Origin of the sequence: Microbispora sp. H10885, assembly GCF_014161415.1 — a bacterium.
GTDB classification, from domain to species: Bacteria; Actinomycetota; Actinomycetes; order Streptosporangiales; family Streptosporangiaceae; genus Microbispora; species Microbispora triticiradicis.
Window position 1 is genome coordinate 468,949 of sequence record NZ_JABBWY010000006.1, and the last position, 21,297, is coordinate 490,245.

Sequence of the window (21,297 nt, forward strand, 5' to 3'; positions counted from 1 at the left end):
AGGGGACCACCCCCCGGGCCGCCTACCATGAGTGTCGTGAAGCCCACGACTGACCGGATTCGCTCCGCCCTGCTCGCCCTGTACCGCTCGATCGTGTTCCCGACGGCCGAGTCGATGCGGCGGTGGGCGCTCGCGGCGATCGTGGTCAACGTCGGCATCACGATCACCGGCGCCGCCGTGCGCGTCACCGGCTCGGGCCTCGGCTGCCCGACCTGGCCGCGCTGCACGCCCGGCAGCTTCGTGCCGGCGCGGATCGACACCCACGCCCCGGTCAACATGGCGATCGAGTTCGGCAACCGGCTGCTGTCGTTCCTGGTGCTCGCGGTCGCGGCCGCGTGCGTGGTCGCCGCCTGGAGGCTGGGACGCGGCGAACGCGGCAGGCCGGTCCTGCTGCGGCTCGCGCTGCTGCAGCCGGCCGGAGTCGTCGTGCAGGCGCTGTGGGGCGGCCTGGTGGTGCACAGCATGCTCAACCCGGTGACCGTGGCCGTCCACTTCCTCTTCTCGATCGGCATGACCGCCGCCGCCGTCGTGCTGTACGCGCGGGCCTCCGAGGGAGACGCCCCGGGGCAGCGGCTGGTCCACAAGGACATCCGCACGCTCGGGTACGTGCTGGTCGCCGCCGCCTTCACGCTGCTGCTGGCGGGGGTCGTGGTGACCGGAACCGGCCCGCATTCGGGGGACGAGGCGGCCTCCCGGTTCGGCTTCGACATTCAGAGCGTGGTGCGGCTGCACACCGACGTCGCCTACCTCGTCGTCGGGCTGACGTTCGCCCTGCTGTTCGCCCTGCACGTGACCGACTCCCCCGGCCGCGCCCGGCGTGCCGCGCTCGTGCTGCTCGGCGTGGAGCTGTCGCAGGGCGTGGTCGGGTACGTCCAGTACTTCCTGGCCGTGCCCGCGGCCCTGGTGCTGCTGCACGTGCTCGGGGCGACGCTCGTGTGGATCTGCGCGCTCCGCGTCGTGTTCCTCATGCGCACCCGGGGGCCTGTTCCCGTCTCCGCGGCCGAACGGCCGGAGCTCCACCACGCGGCGGTGTGACCGCGGTGGGAGGCTTGCCACCCCGCCCCTCGTCCCGCCTGGCGCCCTGGACCTGGTCGCGTACGGCCCGGCGCCGGGGCTTCCAGGCCCTCGTCGCCCTGAGCGTGCTGCCGCTGGCGCCGATCACCTGGGCCTGGCTGACGAGCGCGGCGCACCGGGTGACGGCGGAGCCGGGCACGCGGTGGACCGCCTCGGTGCCCGCCATGCCGGCCGCGCTCGTGCTCGGCGCGGGCGTCGTGGCCGACCGCCCCTCCGCGATGCTTCGCACGCGGCTCGACATCGCGGCCGATCTCTACCGCGCGGGCCGGGTGCGGGCCCTGCTGCTGTCCGGCGACAACAGCCGCGAGAGCTACGACGAGCCGACGGTCATGCGCGACTACCTGGTCTCCAGGGGCGTCCCCGGCGAGCGGATCGTGCTCGACTACGCCGGGTTCGACACCTGGGACTCCTGCGTCCGGGCCAAGGAGATCTTCGGGGCGTCGCGTCTCGTGGTGGTCACTCAGGTGTTCCATCTCCCCCGGGCCGTCGCGCTGTGCCGGACCGCCGGGCTCGACGCGTTCGGCGTCGGGGACGACTCCAGCCGCGACTGGCCGACGGAGACTGTGGTCTACGCGATGCGGGAGTTCCCCGCCGCCGCCAAGGGCCTGCTCGACGGCCTGGTCCTGCGCTCCTCGCCGCGGTTCCTCGGCCGGCGCGAGGTCGCCCTCGACCGCGCACTGGCCCGCTGACGGAGCGGCTCCTCTCCTGAGAGGTACGGCGCGGCCCCCTCCGCGCGGCGGCGGGCGACGCCGCGCACTGTGACCTGACCTCGTGCCGCGAAACTTTCATCCGGTCACCCCCGGCGACCTGGGCCGATTGAGGCGGGCGGGCCCGGGCCGCTGGCCGGTGGCGGAGGAGGGCGTTAGGGTCCGGGGCACGTGGGAGCGCTCCCACCTATCCGTACGGGAGGTGAGGCCACACCACGAGTGGCTATCGCACCGCGGGTACGAGGCGGACCCTCCTCCGCCCACCCATCGCGCGACGCCCGGGGAGGCCGTCACGGCGGCCTCCCCGGGCGTCTCCCGCGAATCCGGACTCAGTTCACCGTCGCGCGCCGCTCAGCCGCAGCTGATGTCGCTGATCGTCGGCGCGGCCGACCCGGAGCCGAGGAACCCGGCAGTGGCCGAGGCCCCCGGGGCCAGCGAGTTGTTGTACGTCGGCGCGTGGATCATCGCGAACGGCCCGCTCTGCATCGAGGTCCCGTTCCACGCCTGGGTGACCGTCGCGCCGTTGGACAGCTGCCACTGGATGTACCAGCCGTTCAGCGGGCTCGTGCCGGTGTTCTTGATCGTGGCCTCACCCTGGAAGCCGCCCGGCCAGGTGTTGGTCAGCTTCACCGTGGCGGTACAGGACGGGTTCCCGGTCGTCGGGGACGCCGAGGGGCTCCGGCTGGGCGTGGCACTCGGGCTGGCGCTGGGGCTCACACTGGGACTCACGCTGGGCGACGCACTGGGCGACGCACTGGGGGACGCGCTCGGCGACGGGTTGCCGCCGACGAAGTCCACGTCCGAGCAGCCGTAGAACGTCTCCTGGCTGTCGGAGCGGTACCAGACGGCGTAGATGATGTGCCGGCCGCTCTTGTTGGGCAGCTTCCCGGAGAAGCGGTACGCGCCGTTGGTGACCGCGGGCTCGGGGTCGGCCGTCAGGAAGGGCTGCTCCTCCATGTCCGCCCAGGTCAGCGGCTTGGTGGGGTCATATCCGTCCTTGGTGACGTAGAGCTTGAAGCCGCCGGGGTGGGGCACCCAGGCGCCGTAGACGAAGTCGTACGTCGCGCCGGCCCTGACCGTGGTGGTCGGCCAGTCGGTCCTGGCCGCGTCGTAGGCGGCGTACTTGCTGAAACCGCCGCTGCACAGCTGGCCGTCGGGGATGAAGCCCCGGGTGCGGCCGCCGCCGTCGGAGCGGAGCACGCCGTACCAGTCGTAGAGGGGCTGGGTGCCGCCGGCCGCCACCGCGTCCTTGCAGGCGGCGTTCTTGGGGATGATCTGGCCACCGGTCAGGCCGTCGGTGTAGCAGGCGTAGGTGCGGCTGGCGGGGGCCTGCAGCGCGCCGTGGGCCTCGGCGGCGGTCTGGGTCACAATCGCGACGACGCCGGCGAGCAGGGCCGCCACCGCAGCGAGGACGGCGAGGTTGCGCCCGGATCTCAACCGCGGAGCTCGCAGGGGCAGGAATCTCACAGGGGTTCTCCTCTGATGGGCGGGCACGCCTTCGGGGAGGAAGGTCGCGCCGTTTGAGCTGTCGTACGAGAAGAACGCGTGCGGCATCGCCGCACGCCCTCCTGAGCCCACCCATCAGTGGCCACCGCGCACCATGATTGAAACACGCGCGAGGCGCCCGGGCCAACCGCGGCCGGCGGATCAGTTCGGCCGGGGTCCGCCCTGCGGCGGGCCGTACCCTCCGGGACCGCCGGGGGGAAGACCGCCGGGGGCATGACCGCCGGGGGGAAGGCCGCCGGGCGGTCCGTACCAGGGCGGCACGGCGGGGCCGCCCGGCCATCGGCCCGGGGGCGGCGCGCCGGGGGCGTACCCCGGCGGCGGCACCCCGCGCGCCGCGTCCGCCTGATGACGCTCCGGCAGCGGGAAGGACATCCGGGCGTAGGCCATCAGGTCCGCCAGCGACCGCTGCTGGGCGCGGAAGGTCTCCTCGTCGACCCCGCCCCTGGCCGCGCGGGCGTGCAGCAGCCCGAGCTCGGTCGAGGCGAGCTGGTAGTCGATCATCGCCCGCGCCCCCGCCCGGCCGCCGAGGGCCTTGGCCCAGGCCCGGGCGTGCCTCCGGCGGCGCAGCGACGACAGCATGAAGATGTCCGCCTGGTTGATCAGCCCGTTGCGCTCGTACGGCGGCAGGTAGTGCTGGATCAGCCCGACGATCCGCCGCCTGTCCCGGAAGATCACGACGAGTTCGACCACGAGCAGCAGCATCAGCAGCAGGTAGGCGATGGCCAGCCCGCCGAGCCCGCCGAAGGTGGCGAGGCCGTTCCAGAGGCCGTGCAGCAGCATCGCCCCGATCCAGCCGATGACGATCACGATGACCCCCACCGCGCCCCGGCGCTGGGCGGCGTACGCGACCGCGATGCCGATCAGCGAGGTGAACAGCGGATGGGCGAACGGCGAGAGCACGGCCCGCAGCACGAGCGTGGCGGCGAGCCCCTGGGCGCCGTTCTCCTGCAGCGCCGCGATGTAGTAGCTGACGTTCTCCGACATGGCGAAGCCCAGCCCGACCATGCTCGCGTAGATGATCCCGTCGGTCGGGCCGTCGAGCTCGTGCCGGCGGAACCACAGCAGCCCGAGCAGCACCAGGCCCTTCGCCGTCTCCTCGACCGGCGGCGCGCCGAAGGTGGCGACGAGGTTCCGCGCGTTGCCGACGTCGCCGAGCTGGTGGGCGACGTAGACGAGGTTGAGCGAGTTCAGCAGCCCGGCGAGCAGCACGGCGATGCCGGCGCCCCAGGCGAACGCGAAGGCCAGGTTGCTGCGCGGCTCGGGTTCCATGCGGTCCAGTGCGAGCACGCCCGCGAGCAGCAGCGGCACCGGCGCCACCGCGAGCCCGAGCGCGATGAAGAACTGGACCGGGTCGCCGTTGATGATGTCGAAGGAGAACGACACCAGGGCGCAGAACCCGGCGATGACCAGGCCCGCGATCAGACCGACGGACGGGCGTTCCTTCAGGACGGCGCGAGGGTCGAGGCCTGCCACTTTGCGACTGTAACCGAACACGGCCGCTGCGGTCCCCCTCCGGTCCCAGGAGATCCCAAAGATCCCGTGCCGGGAATTATCCCGCATGTCGAGTGGGAGGATCGGCCAAGCGGAGCGGAACCGGGGGCACAATAGACGATCATGAACGTCGCACCACGCGGCGGGCTCGGGCGGCGCGGCTTCCTGCGCGTCGCGGCCGCGGCGGCCGTCGGCTCGGTCGCCGCCTGCGAGCCCGCCGTACAGCTCAGGGGATCAGGGCAGGCCACGTCCCCGGGAACAGCCGCCCCGCCGCCCGGATCGTCCCGCACGCCCGCACCGGAACGGCTCATGGCCGGCGACCCGGACTGGCGGATTCGCCGGACCGGCCCCGACGAGGCGATAGAGGGCTACTGCGACCGCGCGAGCGTGCTGCCCGGCGAGACCATCGGGCTGCACGTGTCCACGACCGGGGACCGCTTCCGGGTCACCGCCTACCGCATGGGCTGGTACGGCGGCGCCCTGGCCCGCCGGGTGTGGCGCTCGGCGTGGGCGCGGGGACGCGACCAGGGCCGCGGCAGGGTCGCCGGGGACACCCGCACCGTTCGCGCCGGCTGGCGGCGGAGCATGACGGTGCCGACCGAGGGCTGGCCGGAGGGGGTCTATCTGCTGCGCCTGGACTCCGAGCGGGGCCACCAGCGGTACGTGCCGCTGGTCGTGCGCTCGGCCTCCGGAGCCGGCCGTACGGTCCTCGTCCACGCGACCCCGACCTGGCAGGCGTACAACCGGTGGGGCGGCTACAGCCTGTACTACGGGGAGGACGGCAGGTACGAGAGCCGGTCGCTCGCGGTCAGCTTCGACCGGCCGTACGACGCGACCGGGATGGAGAAGTTCCTGGTCCACGAGCGGCCGGTGGTGGCGCTGGCGGAACGGCTCGGCCTGCCCCTCGCCTACACGACGCACGGCGACCTGGAGAACGGCCACGACGTGCTGTCCGGCGCCTCCGCCGTGATCTTCCTGGGCCACGACGAGTACTGGACGCCCGGGGTCCGCCAGACCGTGGCCGGGGCCCGCGACGCGGGCGTCAACCTCGCCTTTCTGGGCGCCAACACCTGCTACCGCCGGGTGCGGCTGGAGGACGACGGCCGGACGGTGGTCTGCTACAAGACCGCGGTGGACCTCGACCCGCTGGTCCGCAGGCGCCCGTCGCTCGCGACCACCGACTTCCGGGCGGCGCCGAAGGCCGACCCGGAGTCGTCGCTCGTCGGGGTCTACTACGACGGCTATCCGGTCGACGCGCCCTTCGTGGTGCACGAGCCCGATCACTGGATCTTCGCCGGCACCGGCGCGCGCCGCGGCGACGCCTTCCCCCACCTGGTGGGGGTGGAGTACGACCGGGTGAACACCGACGTGCCGACGCCGAGGCCGCTGCAGATCCTCGCGCACTCGCCGGTCACCTGCGTGGGACGGCCCAGCTTCGCCGACGCGGCCTACTACACCGCCCCGGGCGGGGCCGGGGTGTTCGCCTCGGGGACCATGCGGTGGGCGGAGACGCTCATGGCGGGCACCCGGGACCTGCCCCGGGCGCACGGCATCGGCGCGCGCACGCGGGCCTTCGTCACGACCGCGACGACCAACCTGCTGAAGGGCTTCGCCGAGGGCCCGGCGGCCGGGCGCATGCCCGCGCCGGACGACAACGTGCGGCGGACCTACCGGCGCTGAGCCGCCGCTGAGCCGCCGCTCAGACGAGCAGCGAGTCGATCGCGACGGCGAGGAACAGCAGCGCCAGGTAGATGTTCGACCAGTGGAAGAACCGCATCGGCCGCAGGTCGACGCCGGTGCGGCCGGCCTTCACCCGGCCCAGCAGGCGGTGGACCTCCACCAGGCAGACCACGCCGAGCACGAGCGCGACGGCGGGGTAGAACAGGGAGGTGCCGGCGACCGGCCACAGCAGCAGCGAGCACAGCACGGTGGCCCAGGTGTAGGCGACGACCTGCTGCACGACCCGGCGCTCGGTGGCCACCACCGGGAGCATCGGCACCTCGGCCGCCGCGTAGTCCTCGCGGTACCGCATGGCGAGGGTCCAGGTGTGCGGCGGCGTCCAGAAGAACACCACGCCGAACAGCACGACCGGGGCCCACGAGAGCCCGCCGGTGATGCCGGCCCAGCCGATCAGCACCGGCATGCACCCGGCGATGCCGCCCCACACGATGTTCTGTGACGTACGCCTCTTCAGCACCAGCGAGTAGACGAAGACGTAGAACAGGATCGCGCCGAGCGACAGCGCGGCGGCGAGCCCGTTCACCGTGAGGGCGAGGCCGAGGGTGGACAACGTGCCGAGAATCACACCGAAGACCAGCGCGCCCGCCGGGGAGACGTCGTGCTTGGCGAGCGGCCGCCTGCGGGTCCGCCGCATCGTGCGGTCGATGTCCCGGTCGATGTAGCAGTTCAGCACGTTCGCGCTGCCCGCCGAGAGCGTGCCGAAGATCATCGTGGCGGTGGCCGTCCACAGATCGGGCAGCCCGCGCGCCGCCAGGAACATGACCGGCAGGGTCGTGATCAGCAGCAGTTCGATGATCCGCGGCTTGGTGAGCGCCACGTAGGCCTTCACGAGCGCCCCGGCGGAGCGGGGAGCCGTGGCCGTCGCGGTCGGCCCGAGGGGGGCCACCGCCTGCTTGTTCGTCAGGACCGTCAAGGCGCTTCCAACACGTGCGAGGTCAACGCGTAACCTTCTGATTAGGGCGGATCTCCGGGCAGCGGCCGGCACTTGAGCAATCACTGTAGTCGCCGGAGCGGGTGGTCCCCGAACCGGGGGCGAAGTCGCGGGCGTGTACCGGAGGTGCCTACCAAACGGTATTACTGCCGACCCGTTAGGGTCCGGTGTGGGCGGGAAATGCCAGAACCGGCGCGAAAACCAAGAGGGGATCGAGCAGTTGAGCAGCGCAAGCCTTGAGTGGAGTGACCTTGACCGGCAGACGGTCGACGTCGTACGTGCCCTGGCGATGGACGCCGTGGAGAAGGCCGGATCGGGTCACCCCGGCACCGCGATGAGCCTCGCCCCCGCCGCCTACCTTCTCTTCCAGCGGGTCCTGCGGCACGACCCCTCGGATCCCAAGTGGGCGGGACGTGACAGATTCGTCCTCTCCTGCGGGCATTCGAGCCTGACGCTTTACATCCAGCTCTACCTGTCCGGCTATGGCCTGACCCTCGACGACCTGAAGTCGCTGCGTCAGTGGGGCAGCCTCACCCCGGGTCACCCGGAGTACGGCCACACCCTCGGCGTGGAGACCACGACGGGTCCGCTCGGCCAGGGCATCGGCAACGCGGTCGGCATGGCCATGGCCGCCCGCCGCGAGCGCGGCCTGTTCGACCCCGACGCGGCCGAGGGCGCGTCGCCGTTCGACCACATGATCTGGTGCTTCGCCTCCGAGGGCGACCTGGAGGAGGGCATCAGCCACGAGGTCAGCGCGCTCGCCGGCCACCAGAAGCTCGGCAACCTCGCCGTAGTCTTCGACTCCAACCACATCTCTATCGAGGACGACACCCAGATCGCCCTCTCCGAGGACATCGCCAAGCGCTACGAGGCGTACGGCTGGCACGTCCTGGAGGTCGACTGGACCGCCACCGGGGAGTACGAGGAGGACGTCCAGGCGCTGTACGCGGCGATGGAGGCGGCCCGCGCGGAGACCGAGCGGCCCACGTTCATCAAGCTCCGCACGGTCATCGGCTGGCCGGCGCCGAACAAGCAGAACACCGGCAAGATCCACGGCTCGGCCCTGGGCGCCGACGAGGTCGCCGCGACCAAGCGCGTCCTCGGCATGGACCCGGAGAAGAGCTTCGACGTCCCGGGCGAGGTGCTGGAGCACGCCCGCGAGGTCGTCCAGCGCGGCCGGGCGCTGCGCGCCGAGTGGGACGAGGCCTACCAGAGCTGGCGTGCGGCCAACCCCGAGCGGGCGGAGCTGTTCGACCGTATCTCCGGCCGGAAGCTGCCCGAGGGCTGGGACAAGGCGCTGCCGACGTTCGAGATCGGCTCGCAGGTGGCCACCCGCAAGGCGTCCGGCGAGGTGCTGAGCGCGCTCGCGCCGGTGCTGCCGGAGCTGTGGGGCGGCTCGGCCGACCTGGCGGAGTCCAACAACACCACGATGAAGGGCGAGCCGTCCTTCATCCCGGACGAGTACCAGACCAAGGAGTTCCCCGGCGGCAGGTACGGCCGGACGCTCCACTTCGGCATCCGCGAGCACGGCATGGGCGCGATCCTCAACGGCATCGCGCTGCACAACGGCACCCGCCCGTACGGCGGCACGTTCCTCGTGTTCAGCGACTACATGCGCCCGTCGGTGCGGCTCGCCGCGCTGATGAAGCTGCCGGTGACCTACGTCTGGACGCACGACTCGATCGGCCTCGGCGAGGACGGCCCGACCCACCAGCCGATCGAGCACCTGTGGGCGCTGCGCGCGATCCCCGGCCTCGACGTCGTCCGCCCGGCGGACGCCAACGAGACCGCGGCCGCATGGAAGGCGATCCTGGAGCACGACGACCGGCCGGCGGGCCTCGCCCTGACCCGGCAGAACGTCCCGACCCTGGAAGGCGCGGGCGACCCCGACGCCGTCGCGAAGGGCGGCTACGTCCTGCAGGACGCCTCCAACGGCCAGCCGGCCGTGGTGATCATCGGCACCGGCAGCGAGGTCCAGCTCGCCGTCGAGGCCCGCACGATCCTGGAGTCGCAGGGCATCCCGACCCGTGTCGTCTCGATGCCGTGCGTGGAGTGGTTCCAGGCGCAGGACCCGGCCTACAAGCAGACCGTGCTGCCCCCCGCCGTGCGTGCCAGGGTCGCCGTCGAGGCGGGAATCCCGCTCGGCTGGCGCGAGTTCGTGGGTGACGCGGGCGAGGTCCTCGGTCTCGACCACTTCGGCGCCTCCGCGCCGTACAAGACGATCTACGAGCAGTTCGGCCTCACCGCCGACCGCGTCGTCGCCGCCGCCAAGGCCAGCCTGGCCAAGACGGGCGCCGACAAGGGCGAGACGACCGGAAACTGAGGGACGAAGGATGAATGAGAACCTGAAGCGGCTGTCCGACGCCGGAGTCTCCATCTGGCTCGACGACATCAGCCGGGAGCGGCTGCGCTCCGGCAACCTCTCCGCCCTGATCCGCGACAAGAACGTGACCGGGGTCACCTCCAACCCCACGATCTTCGCCTCCGCGCTCAGCAAGGGCGACGCCTACGACGCGCAGATGCGCGACCTCGCCACGCGCGGGGTGACGGTCGAGGAGGCCGTACGGGCGATCACCACGTTCGACATCCGCTGGGCGGCCGACGTGCTGCGGCCGGTCTTCGACGCCACCCGCGGCGTCGACGGCCGGGTGTCGATCGAGGTGGACCCGCGCATGGCCCGCCGGACCGAGGCGACCATCGCCGAGGCCCGCGCGCTGTGGTGGCTGGTCGACCGGCCGAACGTGCACATCAAGATCCCGGCGACGGTCGAGGGCCTGCCGGCCATCACCCAGGCCATCTCCGAGGGCATCAGCGTCAACGTCACGCTGATCTTCTCGCTGGAGCGGTACCGCCAGGTGATCGACGCCTGGCTGAGCGGGCTGGAGAAGGCGAAGGCCAACGGCCTCGACCTGGCCACGATCGAGTCGGTCGCGTCGTTCTTCGTCAGCCGCGTGGACACCGAGATCGACTCCCGCCTCGACAAGATCGGCACGCCGGAGGCGGCGGAGCTGAAGGGCCGGGCCGCGGTGGCCAACGCCCGCCTGGCGTACGCCGCGTACGAGGAGGTCATGAACTCCCCGCGCTGGCAGGCGCTGCGCGCGGCGGGCGCGCACCCGCAGCGTCCGCTGTGGGCGTCCACGGGCGTGAAGAACCCCGACTTCCCCGACACCCTGTACGTCGAGCAACTGGTCACCGCGGGAGTGGTGAACACGATGCCCGAGAAGACGCTGGACGCGTCGGCCGACCACGGCCGGATCTCCGGCGACACCATCCGCCCCTTCTACCAGCAGGCGTGGGACGTCATGGCCTCGCTCAAGCAGGCCGGCATCGACTACGACGACGTGGTCCGCGCGCTGGAGGAGGAGGGCCTCGAGAAGTTCGAGACGTCCTGGGGCGAGCTGCTGGAGACCGTCGACGGCGAGCTGCGGAAGGCCTGATCTTCATATGACTATCGAGGTGACCCTCGGCGACGAGGCGGACGCCGTCGCCGCTGTGAGGGACAAGCTCGTGGCCGAGGGGGTGCCCGCGGCTCTCGCCGCGGGCGACCCCGCCCTCTGGGGGCCGCAGGCGCAGCCCGAGGCCGCCATCCGGCTGGGCTGGCTCGGCCTGCCGAACACGAGCCGGGAGCTGCTGCCGGAGATCGCGAAGCTGGTGGAGCGGGCCCGCGCCGCGGGCCTGGACCACGTCGTGCTGGCCGGGATGGGCGGCTCCTCCCTCGCCCCCGAGGTGATCTGCGCCACCGAGGACGTCCCGCTGACCGTCCTCGACACCACCGACCCGCACCAGGTGCGGCGGGCGCTCGCCGACCGGCTCGACCGCACGGTCGTCGTGGTGGCGAGCAAGAGCGGCGGCACGGTCGAGACCGACAGCCACCGGCGCGTCTACGAGCAGGCGTTCCGCGACGCGGGCATCGACCCGGCCGAGCGGATCGTGGTCGTCACCGACCCGGGCTCGCCGCTGGAGCGGGCGGCCAACGAGGCCGGCTACCCGGTGGTCCTCGCCGACCCGAACGTCGGCGGCCGTTACAGCGCGCTCACCGCGTTCGGCCTGGTGCCGAGCGCCCTGGCGGGCGCGGACGTGGCGAAGCTGCTCGACGACGCCGCCGCCGTGGCGCCGCTGCTCGCCCAGGACGAGGGCAACCCCGGCCTCGACCTCGGCGCGCTGCTCGGCGCGCAGGCCCTGCGCGGGCGCGACAAGCTGATCCTGCGGGACGCGATGTCCGACATCACCGGCCTGCCCGACTGGATCGAGCAGCTCATCGCCGAGTCGACCGGCAAGGAGGGCAAGGGCGTCCTGCCCGTCGTCGGCGCGGAGGCGGCCGAGGCCGACGACCAGTTCCTCGTCTCGATCGGGCCCGACAGCGGCACGACCGTCGACGGGCCGCTCGGCGCGCAGTTCCTGGTCTGGGAGTACGCCACGGCGGTCGCGGGCCGGGTGCTCGGGATCAACCCGTTCGACCAGCCGAACGTCGCCGAGTCGAAGGAGAACACGACCCGGATCCTGGAGGAGGCCGGAGACGGCCCCCTGCCGACCGGCACTCCGATGCTCACCGACGGCCCGGTCGAGGTGTACGGCGACGTGCCCGGCGACCTGAAGAATCTGGCCGACGTCCTCACCTGGCTGCTGCGGTCGATCCCCGAGCGCGGCTACCTGGCGATCATGGCCTACCTCGACCGCGAGGCGGCGTTCGACGCGGCGGTCGTCGGCGAGGCGTCCTTCGAGGAGATGACGGAGACGTGGGCCGGCGCCGACGTCGCCACCCTCCGGGCGCTGCTCGACTACCGGACCGACCACGCCGTCACGTTCGGCTGGGGACCGCGCTTCCTGCACTCGACCGGCCAGTACCACAAGGGCGGGCCGTCGGCCGGGGTGTTCCTCCAGGTCACCGGTGCCGTGACCGACGACATCGAGGTTCCGGGCAAGCCGTACACGCTGGGCAGGCTCCAGCTCGCGCAGGCGCTGGGCGACCTGGGGGCCCTGACCTCCCGGGGCAGGCCGGCCGTACGCCTGCATCTGACCGACCGCGTCGCCGGAGTCAGGCACCTGCTCTCCGTGGCCGAGGAGCTCTGACCATGCGATGCGTTACCGGCGACGGGCCCGTCCCCCGGGAGGAGACATGACGGAGCAACAGGAGCCCCGGGCCGGCGACGACGGCCGCGGCGCGGCGCCGGGTCAGGAGGACCGGGCCGTCGAGCAGGTCCGCGACGTGGCGCTGCCGGTGGCGGAGCACGCGGCGGTGACCGCCGCGCAGGCCGCCACCACCACCGCCACGACCGACCTGACCATGGAGGTCAACCCGCTGCGCGACCCGCGCGACCGGCGGCTGCCGCGCGTCGCCGGGCCCTGCGTGCTGGTGCTGTTCGGCGTCACCGGAGACCTCGCCAAGCGCAAGCTGCTGCCGGCGATCTACGACCTGGGGAACCGGGGGCTGCTGCCCCCGGGCTTCTCCCTGGTCGGCTTCGCCCGCCGTGACTGGGCGCACGAGGACTTCGCGCAGGTCACGTACGAGGCGGTCAAGGAGCACGCGCGGACGCCGTTCCGCGAGGAGGTCTGGAAGCAGCTCAGCGAGGGCATCCACTTCTGCCCCGGCGAGTTCGGCGACGACGGCGCGTTCGACGTGCTCTCCATGATGCTCAAGGAGATCGACGAGACCCGGGGCACGGGCGGCAACTACGCCTTCTACCTGTCGGTGCCGCCGAAGTTCTTCCCGGTCGTCGTCGAGCAGCTCAAGCGGACCGACCTCGCCAAGGCCCCCGACGGGTCCTGGCGCCGGGTGGTCATCGAGAAGCCGTTCGGGCACGACCTGAAGAGCGCCCGCGAGCTCAACGAGATCACCAGCGCGGTGTTCCCGGAGAGCTCGGTCTTCCGCATCGACCACTACCTCGGCAAGGAGACCGTCCAGAACATCCTGGCGCTCCGGTTCGCCAACACCCTGTACGAGCCGATCTGGAACCGCGGCTACGTCGACCACGTGCAGATCACGATGGCCGAGGACATCGGCATCGGCGGCCGGGCCGGCTACTACGACGGCATCGGCGCGGCCCGCGACGTGATCCAGAACCACCTGCTGCAGCTCCTGGCGCTCGTCGCGATGGAGGACCCCACGTCCTTCGACGCCGACGCGCTGCGCCGGGAGAAGGAGAAGGTGCTGCGGGCCGTCAGGCTGCCCGCCGACCTGTCCACCGGCACGGCCCGCGGGCAGTACGACGGCGGGTGGCAGGGCGGCGAACCCGTCGTCGGCTACCTGGAGGAGCAGGGCATCTCGCCCGAGTCCACCACCGAGACGTACGCCGCGGTGAAGCTGGAGGTGGCCAACCGCCGGTGGGCGGGGGTGCCGTTCTACCTGCGTACCGGCAAGCGGCTCAGCCGCCGGATGACCGAGGTGGCGGTGGTCTTCCAGCGGGCTCCGCACCTGCCGTTCAGCCAGGACGACACCGAGATCCTCGGCCACAACGCGCTGGTCATCCGGGTGCAGCCGGACGAGGGCATCACGGTGCGCTTCGGCTCGAAGGTGCCCGGCACCGCGATGGAGGTCAGGGACGTCAACATGGACTTCGCCTACGGCGAGTCGTTCATGGAGTCCTCCCCCGAGGCGTACGAGCGGCTGCTGCTCGACGTGCTCATCGGCGACCCGCCGCTGTTCCCGCACCAGCGGGAGGTGGAGCTGTCCTGGAGCATCCTCGACCCGATCGAGGAGTTCTGGGCCTCCCAGGGCAGGCCGGAGGGGTACGAGTCGGGCTCCTGGGGCCCCGCCTCGGCCGATGCGATGCTGGCCAGGGACGGACGCGCCTGGAGGCGGCTGTGACGACGTTCAACCTGACCGAGACGACCGCGTCGAAGATCTCTTCGACGCTGACCCGGCTGCGGCACCAGATGGGCGCGCCCGCCGTCGGCATGGTGCTGACGCTCGTCGTGGTGGTCGACGAGGCCGGGCAGTACGACGCCCTGCGCGCCGCCACCGACGCCGCGCGCGAGCACCCCTCACGCATCCTGATCGTGATCAACCGCGATCCCGCCGAGCCCAACCGGCTGGACGCCGAGATCCGCGTCGGCGAGTCGGCGCCGGGTGAGGTCGTGCTGCTGCGCCTGTACGGCGAGCTGACCGAGCACGGCGACTCGGTGATCATGCCGCTGCTGCTCACCGACACGCCGGTGGTGGCGTGGTGGCCGGGCGGCTGCCCCGAGGTTCCCGCGAAGAATCCCATCGGGCACCTGGCCAACCGCCGGATCACCGACGCCCGGTCGGCCCAGGACGCCGTGGCCGCCGTCGCCTCCCGGGACGCCAGCTACGTCCCGGGCGACACGGACCTCGCCTGGACCCGGCTGACGCCGTGGCGGAGCCTCCTGGCCGCCGCCTTCGACCAGCCCGTCGGGAAGATCGAGAGAGGCGTCGTGGAGGCCTCGCCGGGCAACCCCAGCGCGCCGCTGCTGGCCGCCTGGCTCTGCGACCGCCTGGAGGCGCCGATCGAGGTCGCCGACTCCGGCGGCCCGGGGCTGACCGGGGTACGGCTGCTGATCGAGGGCGGCGGCGAGATGACGGTGAGCCGGGGCGACGCCCGGCTGGCCACGCTGTCGCGGCCGGGGCACCCGGACCGCCGGGTCGCCCTCGCCCGCCGCCCCACCTCGGAACTGCTCGCCGAGGAGTTGCGCCGGCTCGACCCGGACGACATCTACGCCGCCACGATCCGCCGACTGGCCCAGACGAACGAGCAGGCGGATCGTCGGGCGAAGAAGGGCGGGCGGTCGTGACCGCCGTACCCGGGGTCATCGTCCACCGCGACGCCACGGTGCTGGCCCAGGCCGTGTCCGCCCGCCTCATCACGAGGCTGGTGGACACGCAGGCCGCCCGCGGCTCGGCGCACCTGGTGCTGACCGGCGGCACCGTGGGGATCGCGACGCTCGCGGCGCTGGCGGCCACGGCCGCGCACGACGCGATCGACTGGCGGGCGCTCGACATCTGGTGGGGCGACGAGCGGTTCCTGCCGACCGGCCACCCGGAGCGCAACGAGACGGGGGCACGGCAGGCGCTGCTCGACCACGTGGACGTGGACCCGGAGCGGGTGCACGTCATGCCCGGCCCCGACTCGGGGATGACCGCCGAGGAGGCCGCCGAGGCGTACGCGGTGGAGCTCGCCAAGGCGGCCAGGCCGGAGGACCACGGGCCGGTGCCGTCGTTCGACGTGCTGCTGCTGGGCATGGGCCCGGACGGCCACGTCGCCTCGCTGTTCCCCGACAAGCCCGCGGTGTACGAGGAGGAGCGCTCGGTGGTGGCCGTGCACGGCTCCCCCAAGCCGCCGCCGACCCGGCTGTCGCTGACGTTCCCCGCGCTCAGGGCCGCCAGGGAGACCTGGGTCGTGGTGGCCGGCGAGGACAAGGCGCAGGCCGTCCATCTCGCCCTGTCCGGCGCGGGGCCCTTCCAGGTGCCCGCCGCCGGGGCGCGCGGGCGGCAGCGCACGCTGTTCCTGCTCGACCGCGCCGCCGCCGCCAAGATCCCGCCGGGCCTCGGCCGGATCGCCTCACCCTGAATCCTGATCCGCAAAAGAGCGGCCGGGCGGGTATCCTACCCCGCCCGGTCGTTTCTTTTTGCGCAACTGATGGCGCGAATCCTCATTTATGGAGTCTCACCGCCAGCAGGACAATTGTGGTTAGAATTTCCGCCCGGTAGCGATTCGCGTAGCGGGAGGTGTGGTGGCGGAGCGGCGCGCGATAACGGTGCTGCACGTGTCGGACACCCAGTTCGGTGCCCACCACCGGCACGGCGCCGAGGGCGTCACCGAACAGGACCGGACGTACTCCTCGCTGGCGGCACGGCTTCTCGCCGACGTCAAGCGGTTGCGCGAGGAGCGCGGCGTCTCCCCCGATCTCGTCGTCGCCTCGGGCGACCTCGCGGAATGGGCACGCCCCGCCGAATTCGACCAGTTTTATGACTTTCTGACCGAACTCGCCTCCGGGCTCGGACTGAGCCGGTCGCGCGTGGCCATGGTGCCCGGAAACCACGACGTCAACTGGAAGAAGTGCGAGGCGTATTTCCTGAACTGTCAGGGCGACGACACCGAGCCGGTCCCGCCGTACTGGCCGAAATGGGAGCCGTACGCCCAGATGTTCACCCGGTTCTACGACGGCGTCCCGGGGGTCTCGTTCGCCCGTGACCAGCCGTGGACGCTGTTCGAGGTGCCGGAACTGAAGACCGTGATCGCCGGGCTCAACTCGACCATGGCCGAAAGCCACCGCGACGAGGACCACTACGGCTACTGCGGCGAGGCGCAACTGTGGGCCTTCGCCGAGCTGCTGTCCGCCTTCGAGCGGGAGGGCTGGCTGCGGATCGGCGTGATGCACCACAACCCGGTCATCGACAACGAGAGGGACGACGCCTTCCTCCGGGACCGGGCGGCCTTCCGCGAGATCCTCGCGCCTCGCCTGCACATGCTGCTGCACGGCCACACCCACCAGGGCCGGGCGGAGGGTTTCGGGCCCGACTTCCTGCCCGTGCTCTGCTCCGGCAGCGCCGGCGTGCGGCAGAGCGCCCGGCCGGACGACGTGCCCAACCAGTACCAGCTCGTCGAGATCACCCGGACCGGGCTGCGGATCCACGGCCGGCGCTACAACCCCGACCGGCTGCGCTGGGAGGCCGACACCGCGATCGGACGCGACCCCGACCAGTCCGTGCTGGCGATCGACCGGCCGCTGCGGGAGGCGCACGCCGCCTTCCCCGACCCCGAGCGGGACGGACCCGGACCGGACGACGGCGCATCGTTCGCCGCTCGGTTCATCGAGCAGGGCCTGCGGCGTGACGACCTGCTCTCACGGGTGCGCCGCGTGTGCGAGTTGCGCCACCCCGATGCCGGGGTGGACGAGGTCCGCAACGGTACGACCCGGACATACCTGCGGGTCGCCCGGTCCGACGGTCGCCACGTGTCGATGTTCCCGGTCGGCGTGCACGCGGGACGTCCCGGCCGGGAGGAGGCCGAGACCTTCCTTGCCGAGGTCGACGCCCTCTATCGAGCGGGTGACCCGTATCTGACGTCGTTCCTCGTCTACGACGGTGAGCCCGTGCCGGACGAGCTCCGCCGGTGGGCGGAACTGCGCGGGCTCCAGCTTCAGAGCCTGGCGAGATTCCAGGGCATGGACGCGCTGCGCCCGTACGCCGACCGTCAGGCGAGGCGGCTGGCGGGCAGCGGCGTCTACCCGCCCGGGCTGTTCGTCCCCCAGCGCTTCGTGGTCGTACGCGGCGGGGGCGGCGCGACACCGGCCCCGGCCGAGCCGGAGGTCGACCTGCTGGAGCGGCTGCGCGAGTGGGTCGCGGACCACGAGGGCAGGTTCGTCGTCGTCCTGGGCGACTTCGGCTACGGCAAGACGTTCCTGTTACGCGAGCTCACCCGGCTGGTGCAGGAGGAGGGCCGGCCTCCGGTCATCCCGATCCTGATCCAGCTCCGGGAGCTGGAGAAGGCCCACAGCCTGGACGAACTGCTGGCCGCCCACCTGACGGCGGGAGGCGAGGAGGTGATCGACCTCCAGCGGCTGCGCTACCTCATCGAGGAGGGCCGCGTGCTGCTGCTCTTCGACGGCTTCGACGAACTGGCCCTGCGGATCACCTACGACCAGGCGGCCGAGCACCTGAAGTCGTTGGTCCAGGCGGCCCGGGGACGCGCGAAGGTCGTGCTGACCAGCCGGACCCAGCACTTCCTGTCCGAGCGCCAGGTGGAGACCGCGTTGTCCGCCCAGCTCTCCGGGCTGCCCGGCCACCGCCTGGTCAAGCTGCTCGAGTTCGACGACGTGCAGATCCTGAAGTTCCTCACCCGGCAGATGGCAGGGGACGAGGACCGGGCCCGCGCCCGGCTCACGCTGCTGGACGACGTCCGCGATCTGCTGGGGCTGTCACGCAACCCCCGCATGCTGAGCTTCATCGCACGCCTCGACGAACGCCGGCTGCGCGAGATCCGCGACCACGAAGGGGAGATCAGCGCGGCCCGGCTCTACCGTGAGCTGCTCCAGCAGTGGCTGGAGTTCGAGTTCGAACGGGCCCAGCCGCGCGGCGGGATGCGGGCGTTGTCGGTCGCCGACCGCTGGAACGCCGTACGCACCCTCGCGCTCCGGCTGTGGGAGTCCGGCGAGGACACGCTGGGGCTGGCGGAGCTGGGCGGTGCCGCCGGCGCCCTCGGACACCTGGCGGACCTGCAGATCACCCCCGAGCAGGCCTCGCACATGATCGGCTCGGGCACGCTCCTGGTCCGCACCGAGGGCGAACGGTTCACGTTCGTCCACCGGTCGGTCATGGAGTGGCTGGTCGCCGATCACGCCGCCGAGGTCCTCCGCGACGGCGGCGATCCCGGCGAACTGATCACCCGGCCGATCTCCGATCTCATGGCCGACTTCGTCGCCACCCTCGCCGGTCACCGGCGATCGGTCGCGTGGGCTCGTGCGATTATCGCCGATAGCGATTTTCCCGTCGGAATCGCCAAGGCGAACGCCCTGACCCTGCTGAGGAGGCTGCGCGTCCCGGTCAGCGACGGCGGCAGAGCGAAGGTGTACCTGCCGGGGGCCGACCTGCGGGGTCTCGACCTCAGCGGCATGGACCTGCGTGGCGCCACGCTGTTCGGCGCGAACCTGGAGGGCGCCCGTCTCGACGGCGCCGACCTGAGTGGAGCGAACCTGATCGGAGCCGACCTCACCGGCGTCTCCGGCAAAGGCGTACTACTGATGGAGGCTCAGCTCGGCGACGCGAACCTGTCGCGCGCCCGGCTCCTCGGCGCCGATCTCACCGGCGCGGCCACTGAGGGCGTCGAATGGTGGCGTACAGCGCTCATCGGCGCCCGCCTGGACGCGCCGGAGGAGGTGGCCCGGGCCCACCCGGATGCCGCACTTCCCGGGCAGCCACCGCCTTCCCTCCAGTACGGTCCCGTACGCAGCGTGATAACCGATCTGGCCTGGGGTGGCCGGTCCGGCGACATCCTCGTCGCCGGTACCGCCGACGGGACACTCGCCGTCTGGGACGCCCGCGCAGGACAACCGATCCGGAGCTTCGCGGGTCATACCGGCCGCATCCATGCCGTCGCGATCGATCCGGTGCACCCGCATGTGGCCACGGGAGGAGGTGACGGCAACATCCGCATCTGGAACGTCGCCACCGGCGCACCGATCCGCATGCTCGACGATCAAACCCTCCCGGTGAGCGCCGTCGCCTACAGCCCTGACGGCACCAGCCTGGCGACAGGAGGGTGGGACGGTCCCGTACGCGTGTGGGACACGACCAGCGGTGCGATGACGCGCGACTTCACCGCCCCCGGGCCCGTACACGGAGTCACCTACAGCCCCGACGGCACATGCCTCGTCGTGGTCGGAGACGACCCGTTCGTCCAAGTCCGAGACGTCGGCACCGGGCTACTCGTGTGGGATTTCGGCGACCTCGAGCCACTGTTCGCGGTGGCCTACAGCCCGGACGGAAAACGTATCGCCATCGGAGGTTCCATCGTCCAAGTGCTGGATGCGCGAACCGGCCTCCTCGTCTGGACGGCGAAAGGACACAGCGGCCGGGTCCGTGACCTGCTGTACAGCCCCGACGGCTCCCAGCTCATGGGCGGCGGCGAAGAGGGAGCCGTCTGCGTCTGGGACGCGAACACCGGCGAGACCATGCAGATGCTCCCCGGACACCAAGGCCCGGTGACGGCCCTTGCCCGCAGCCTGGACGGCACCGCGTTCGCCAGCGGGGGCACCGACGAAACCGTTCGGGTCTGGGATGCCGCGACCAATGTCTCCTCGGACACCCTGGACCCTCGCCTTCCAGGGATGCGCGCCGTCGCCCACAGTTCCGACGGCACTTGCCTGGCAACCGTCGGATACGACGGCGTTCCGCGCCTCTGGGATATCGGGACGGGTCGCGTCGATCAGATCTTCCCAGGACACCCGGGTGCCGCCGCGCTCGCCTACAGCCCCGACGGTACCCATGTCGCCATAGGCGGGATGGACGGCGTCACGGTTGTATGGGATACGGCGGCGGGTCGCAGCGTGGAGATCACCCAAGCGGGAGCAAGGTGGGTGAGCGCCCTCGCCTACAGCCCCGACGGTCTCCATCTCACCATCGCCACCGACAGCATGGTCCTTGTGTGGAACGCCACGACCGGCGGACTCGTCCGTGTCCTTCCAGGGGCCTCTCACGCCTGGAAGGGACTGGCGTACAGTCCCGACGGCAGTCGCCTCGCCGTGGCCGAAAGCACACAACCGATATGTGTCTGGGACACCGCGACCGGCCGCCTGCTCCGTGCGTTCGGCGGGCATGCCGACAGCGTGGTGAGCACCATCGCCTACAGCCCCGATGGCACCCGCCTTGCCAGCAGTGGTCTCAACCACGTCGTCGAGATCTGGGACGCCGAGACCGGCGAACCTTCCCTCATTCTGAGGGGACATGCCGACCAAGTACGCAACGTGGCCTTCAGTCCCGATGGCAGCCGCCTGGTCAGCGCGGGCGACGATCGAACCGTGCGGGTGTGGGACGCGAGGTCCGGCGACCTGCTGCACACGCTCCGCGGCCACCAGGGGTTCGTGCTGTCCGTCAGCCACAGTCCCGACGGCAGGCAGGTGGCCAGCGCCGGGAGTGACGGCACGATCCGGATCTGGGACGCCGTCGCGGGCGAGGCCGTGGCGACGCTGCTCCCGCTGCAGGACGGGTGGGCGGCGTTCAGCCCGGACGGCCTGACGTACAAATATCGCGGCACTCCCGGCGGCGCGTTCTGGTGGGCCGTCGGCCTGTGCACGTTCGCGCCGGGGGAACTCGACGAGTTCGTCCCGGAGTTGCGACGGGTGGACGACGACACCCCGCTGACCGCGCTCGCGAAGCCGGACGGGAAGGGATGA

At 71.9% G+C, this 21,297-nt stretch carries 13 protein-coding genes; 10 read left to right on the plus strand and 3 right to left on the minus strand.

Annotated elements, in window-relative coordinates:
* Positions 1-27: 27 nt before the first annotated feature.
* Both HHX37_RS18775 and HHX37_RS18780 read left to right on the plus strand, forming a co-directional pair.
* Positions 28-1,035 (plus strand): COX15/CtaA family protein, encoded by a 1,008-nt coding sequence (locus tag HHX37_RS18775; RefSeq protein ID WP_138461190.1) that lies wholly within the window; start codon positions 28-30, stop codon positions 1,033-1,035.
* A gap of 5 nt (positions 1,036-1,040) precedes the next feature.
* Entirely contained in the window at positions 1,041-1,763 is a 723-nt protein-coding gene (locus HHX37_RS18780; RefSeq protein WP_396776047.1) for a vancomycin high temperature exclusion protein, read from the plus strand.
* Between the two features lie 369 nt (positions 1,764-2,132).
* Here the strand turns inward: HHX37_RS18780 and HHX37_RS18785 are convergent, their stop codons facing one another.
* On the minus strand, positions 2,133-3,248 hold the full coding sequence (locus HHX37_RS18785) for a lytic polysaccharide monooxygenase auxiliary activity family 9 protein (RefSeq protein ID WP_220502949.1): 1,116 nt from the start codon (positions 3,246-3,248) through the stop codon (positions 2,133-2,135).
* 180 nt (positions 3,249-3,428) lie between these two features.
* A complete protein-coding gene (locus tag HHX37_RS18790; RefSeq protein WP_310740437.1) occupies positions 3,429-4,760 on the minus strand; it encodes a PrsW family intramembrane metalloprotease in 1,332 nt (443 codons plus the stop codon).
* A 141-nt stretch (positions 4,761-4,901) separates the two neighbouring features.
* On the opposite strand from HHX37_RS18790, the gene HHX37_RS18795 reads away from it, so the two are divergent.
* A complete protein-coding gene (locus HHX37_RS18795; protein WP_182886224.1) occupies positions 4,902-6,458 on the plus strand; it encodes a N,N-dimethylformamidase beta subunit family domain-containing protein in 1,557 nt (518 codons plus the stop codon).
* Positions 6,459-6,477: 19 nt separating this feature from the next.
* On the opposite strand, the gene HHX37_RS18800 is transcribed toward HHX37_RS18795, so the two are convergent.
* Positions 6,478-7,431 carry a heme o synthase gene (locus tag HHX37_RS18800; RefSeq protein ID WP_182886225.1) on the minus strand — a complete coding sequence of 318 codons (954 nt, stop codon included), beginning with the start codon at positions 7,429-7,431 and terminating at the stop codon, positions 6,478-6,480.
* A gap of 238 nt (positions 7,432-7,669) precedes the next feature.
* Between HHX37_RS18800 and tkt the strand changes: the two genes are divergently transcribed.
* The 7 genes from tkt to HHX37_RS18835 all read left to right on the plus strand — a co-directional run bounded on the left by tkt (position 7,670) and on the right by HHX37_RS18835 (position 21,297).
* Positions 7,670-9,772: a transketolase gene (gene tkt / locus HHX37_RS18805; RefSeq protein WP_220499027.1), complete on the plus strand. Its 2,103-nt coding sequence runs from the start codon at positions 7,670-7,672 to the stop codon at positions 9,770-9,772.
* Positions 9,773-9,782: 10 nt separating this feature from the next.
* Positions 9,783-10,886, plus strand: a complete 1,104-nt coding sequence (gene tal, locus HHX37_RS18810) for a transaldolase (protein WP_111699318.1) — start codon at positions 9,783-9,785, stop codon at positions 10,884-10,886.
* A 7-nt stretch (positions 10,887-10,893) separates the two neighbouring features.
* Complete coding sequence (locus HHX37_RS18815; protein WP_111699319.1) at positions 10,894-12,519, plus strand: glucose-6-phosphate isomerase; 1,626 nt, start codon at positions 10,894-10,896, stop codon at positions 12,517-12,519.
* A gap of 214 nt (positions 12,520-12,733) precedes the next feature.
* Positions 12,734-14,254 (plus strand): glucose-6-phosphate dehydrogenase, encoded by a 1,521-nt coding sequence (gene zwf / locus HHX37_RS18820; RefSeq protein WP_220499091.1) that lies wholly within the window; start codon positions 12,734-12,736, stop codon positions 14,252-14,254.
* On the plus strand, positions 14,251-15,198 hold the full coding sequence (locus HHX37_RS18825) for a glucose-6-phosphate dehydrogenase assembly protein OpcA (RefSeq protein ID WP_182880789.1): 948 nt from the start codon (positions 14,251-14,253) through the stop codon (positions 15,196-15,198). Before zwf ends, HHX37_RS18825 begins: the two co-directional genes overlap by 4 nt.
* Positions 15,195-15,974, plus strand: coding sequence for a 6-phosphogluconolactonase (gene pgl, locus HHX37_RS18830; RefSeq protein WP_138461195.1), 780 nt, complete (start codon positions 15,195-15,197; stop codon positions 15,972-15,974). The genes HHX37_RS18825 and pgl overlap by 4 nt, the downstream gene beginning before the upstream one ends.
* Positions 15,975-16,137: 163 nt before the next feature.
* On the plus strand, positions 16,138-21,297 hold the full coding sequence (locus tag HHX37_RS18835; RefSeq protein WP_182886226.1) for a pentapeptide repeat-containing protein: 5,160 nt from the start codon (positions 16,138-16,140) through the stop codon (positions 21,295-21,297).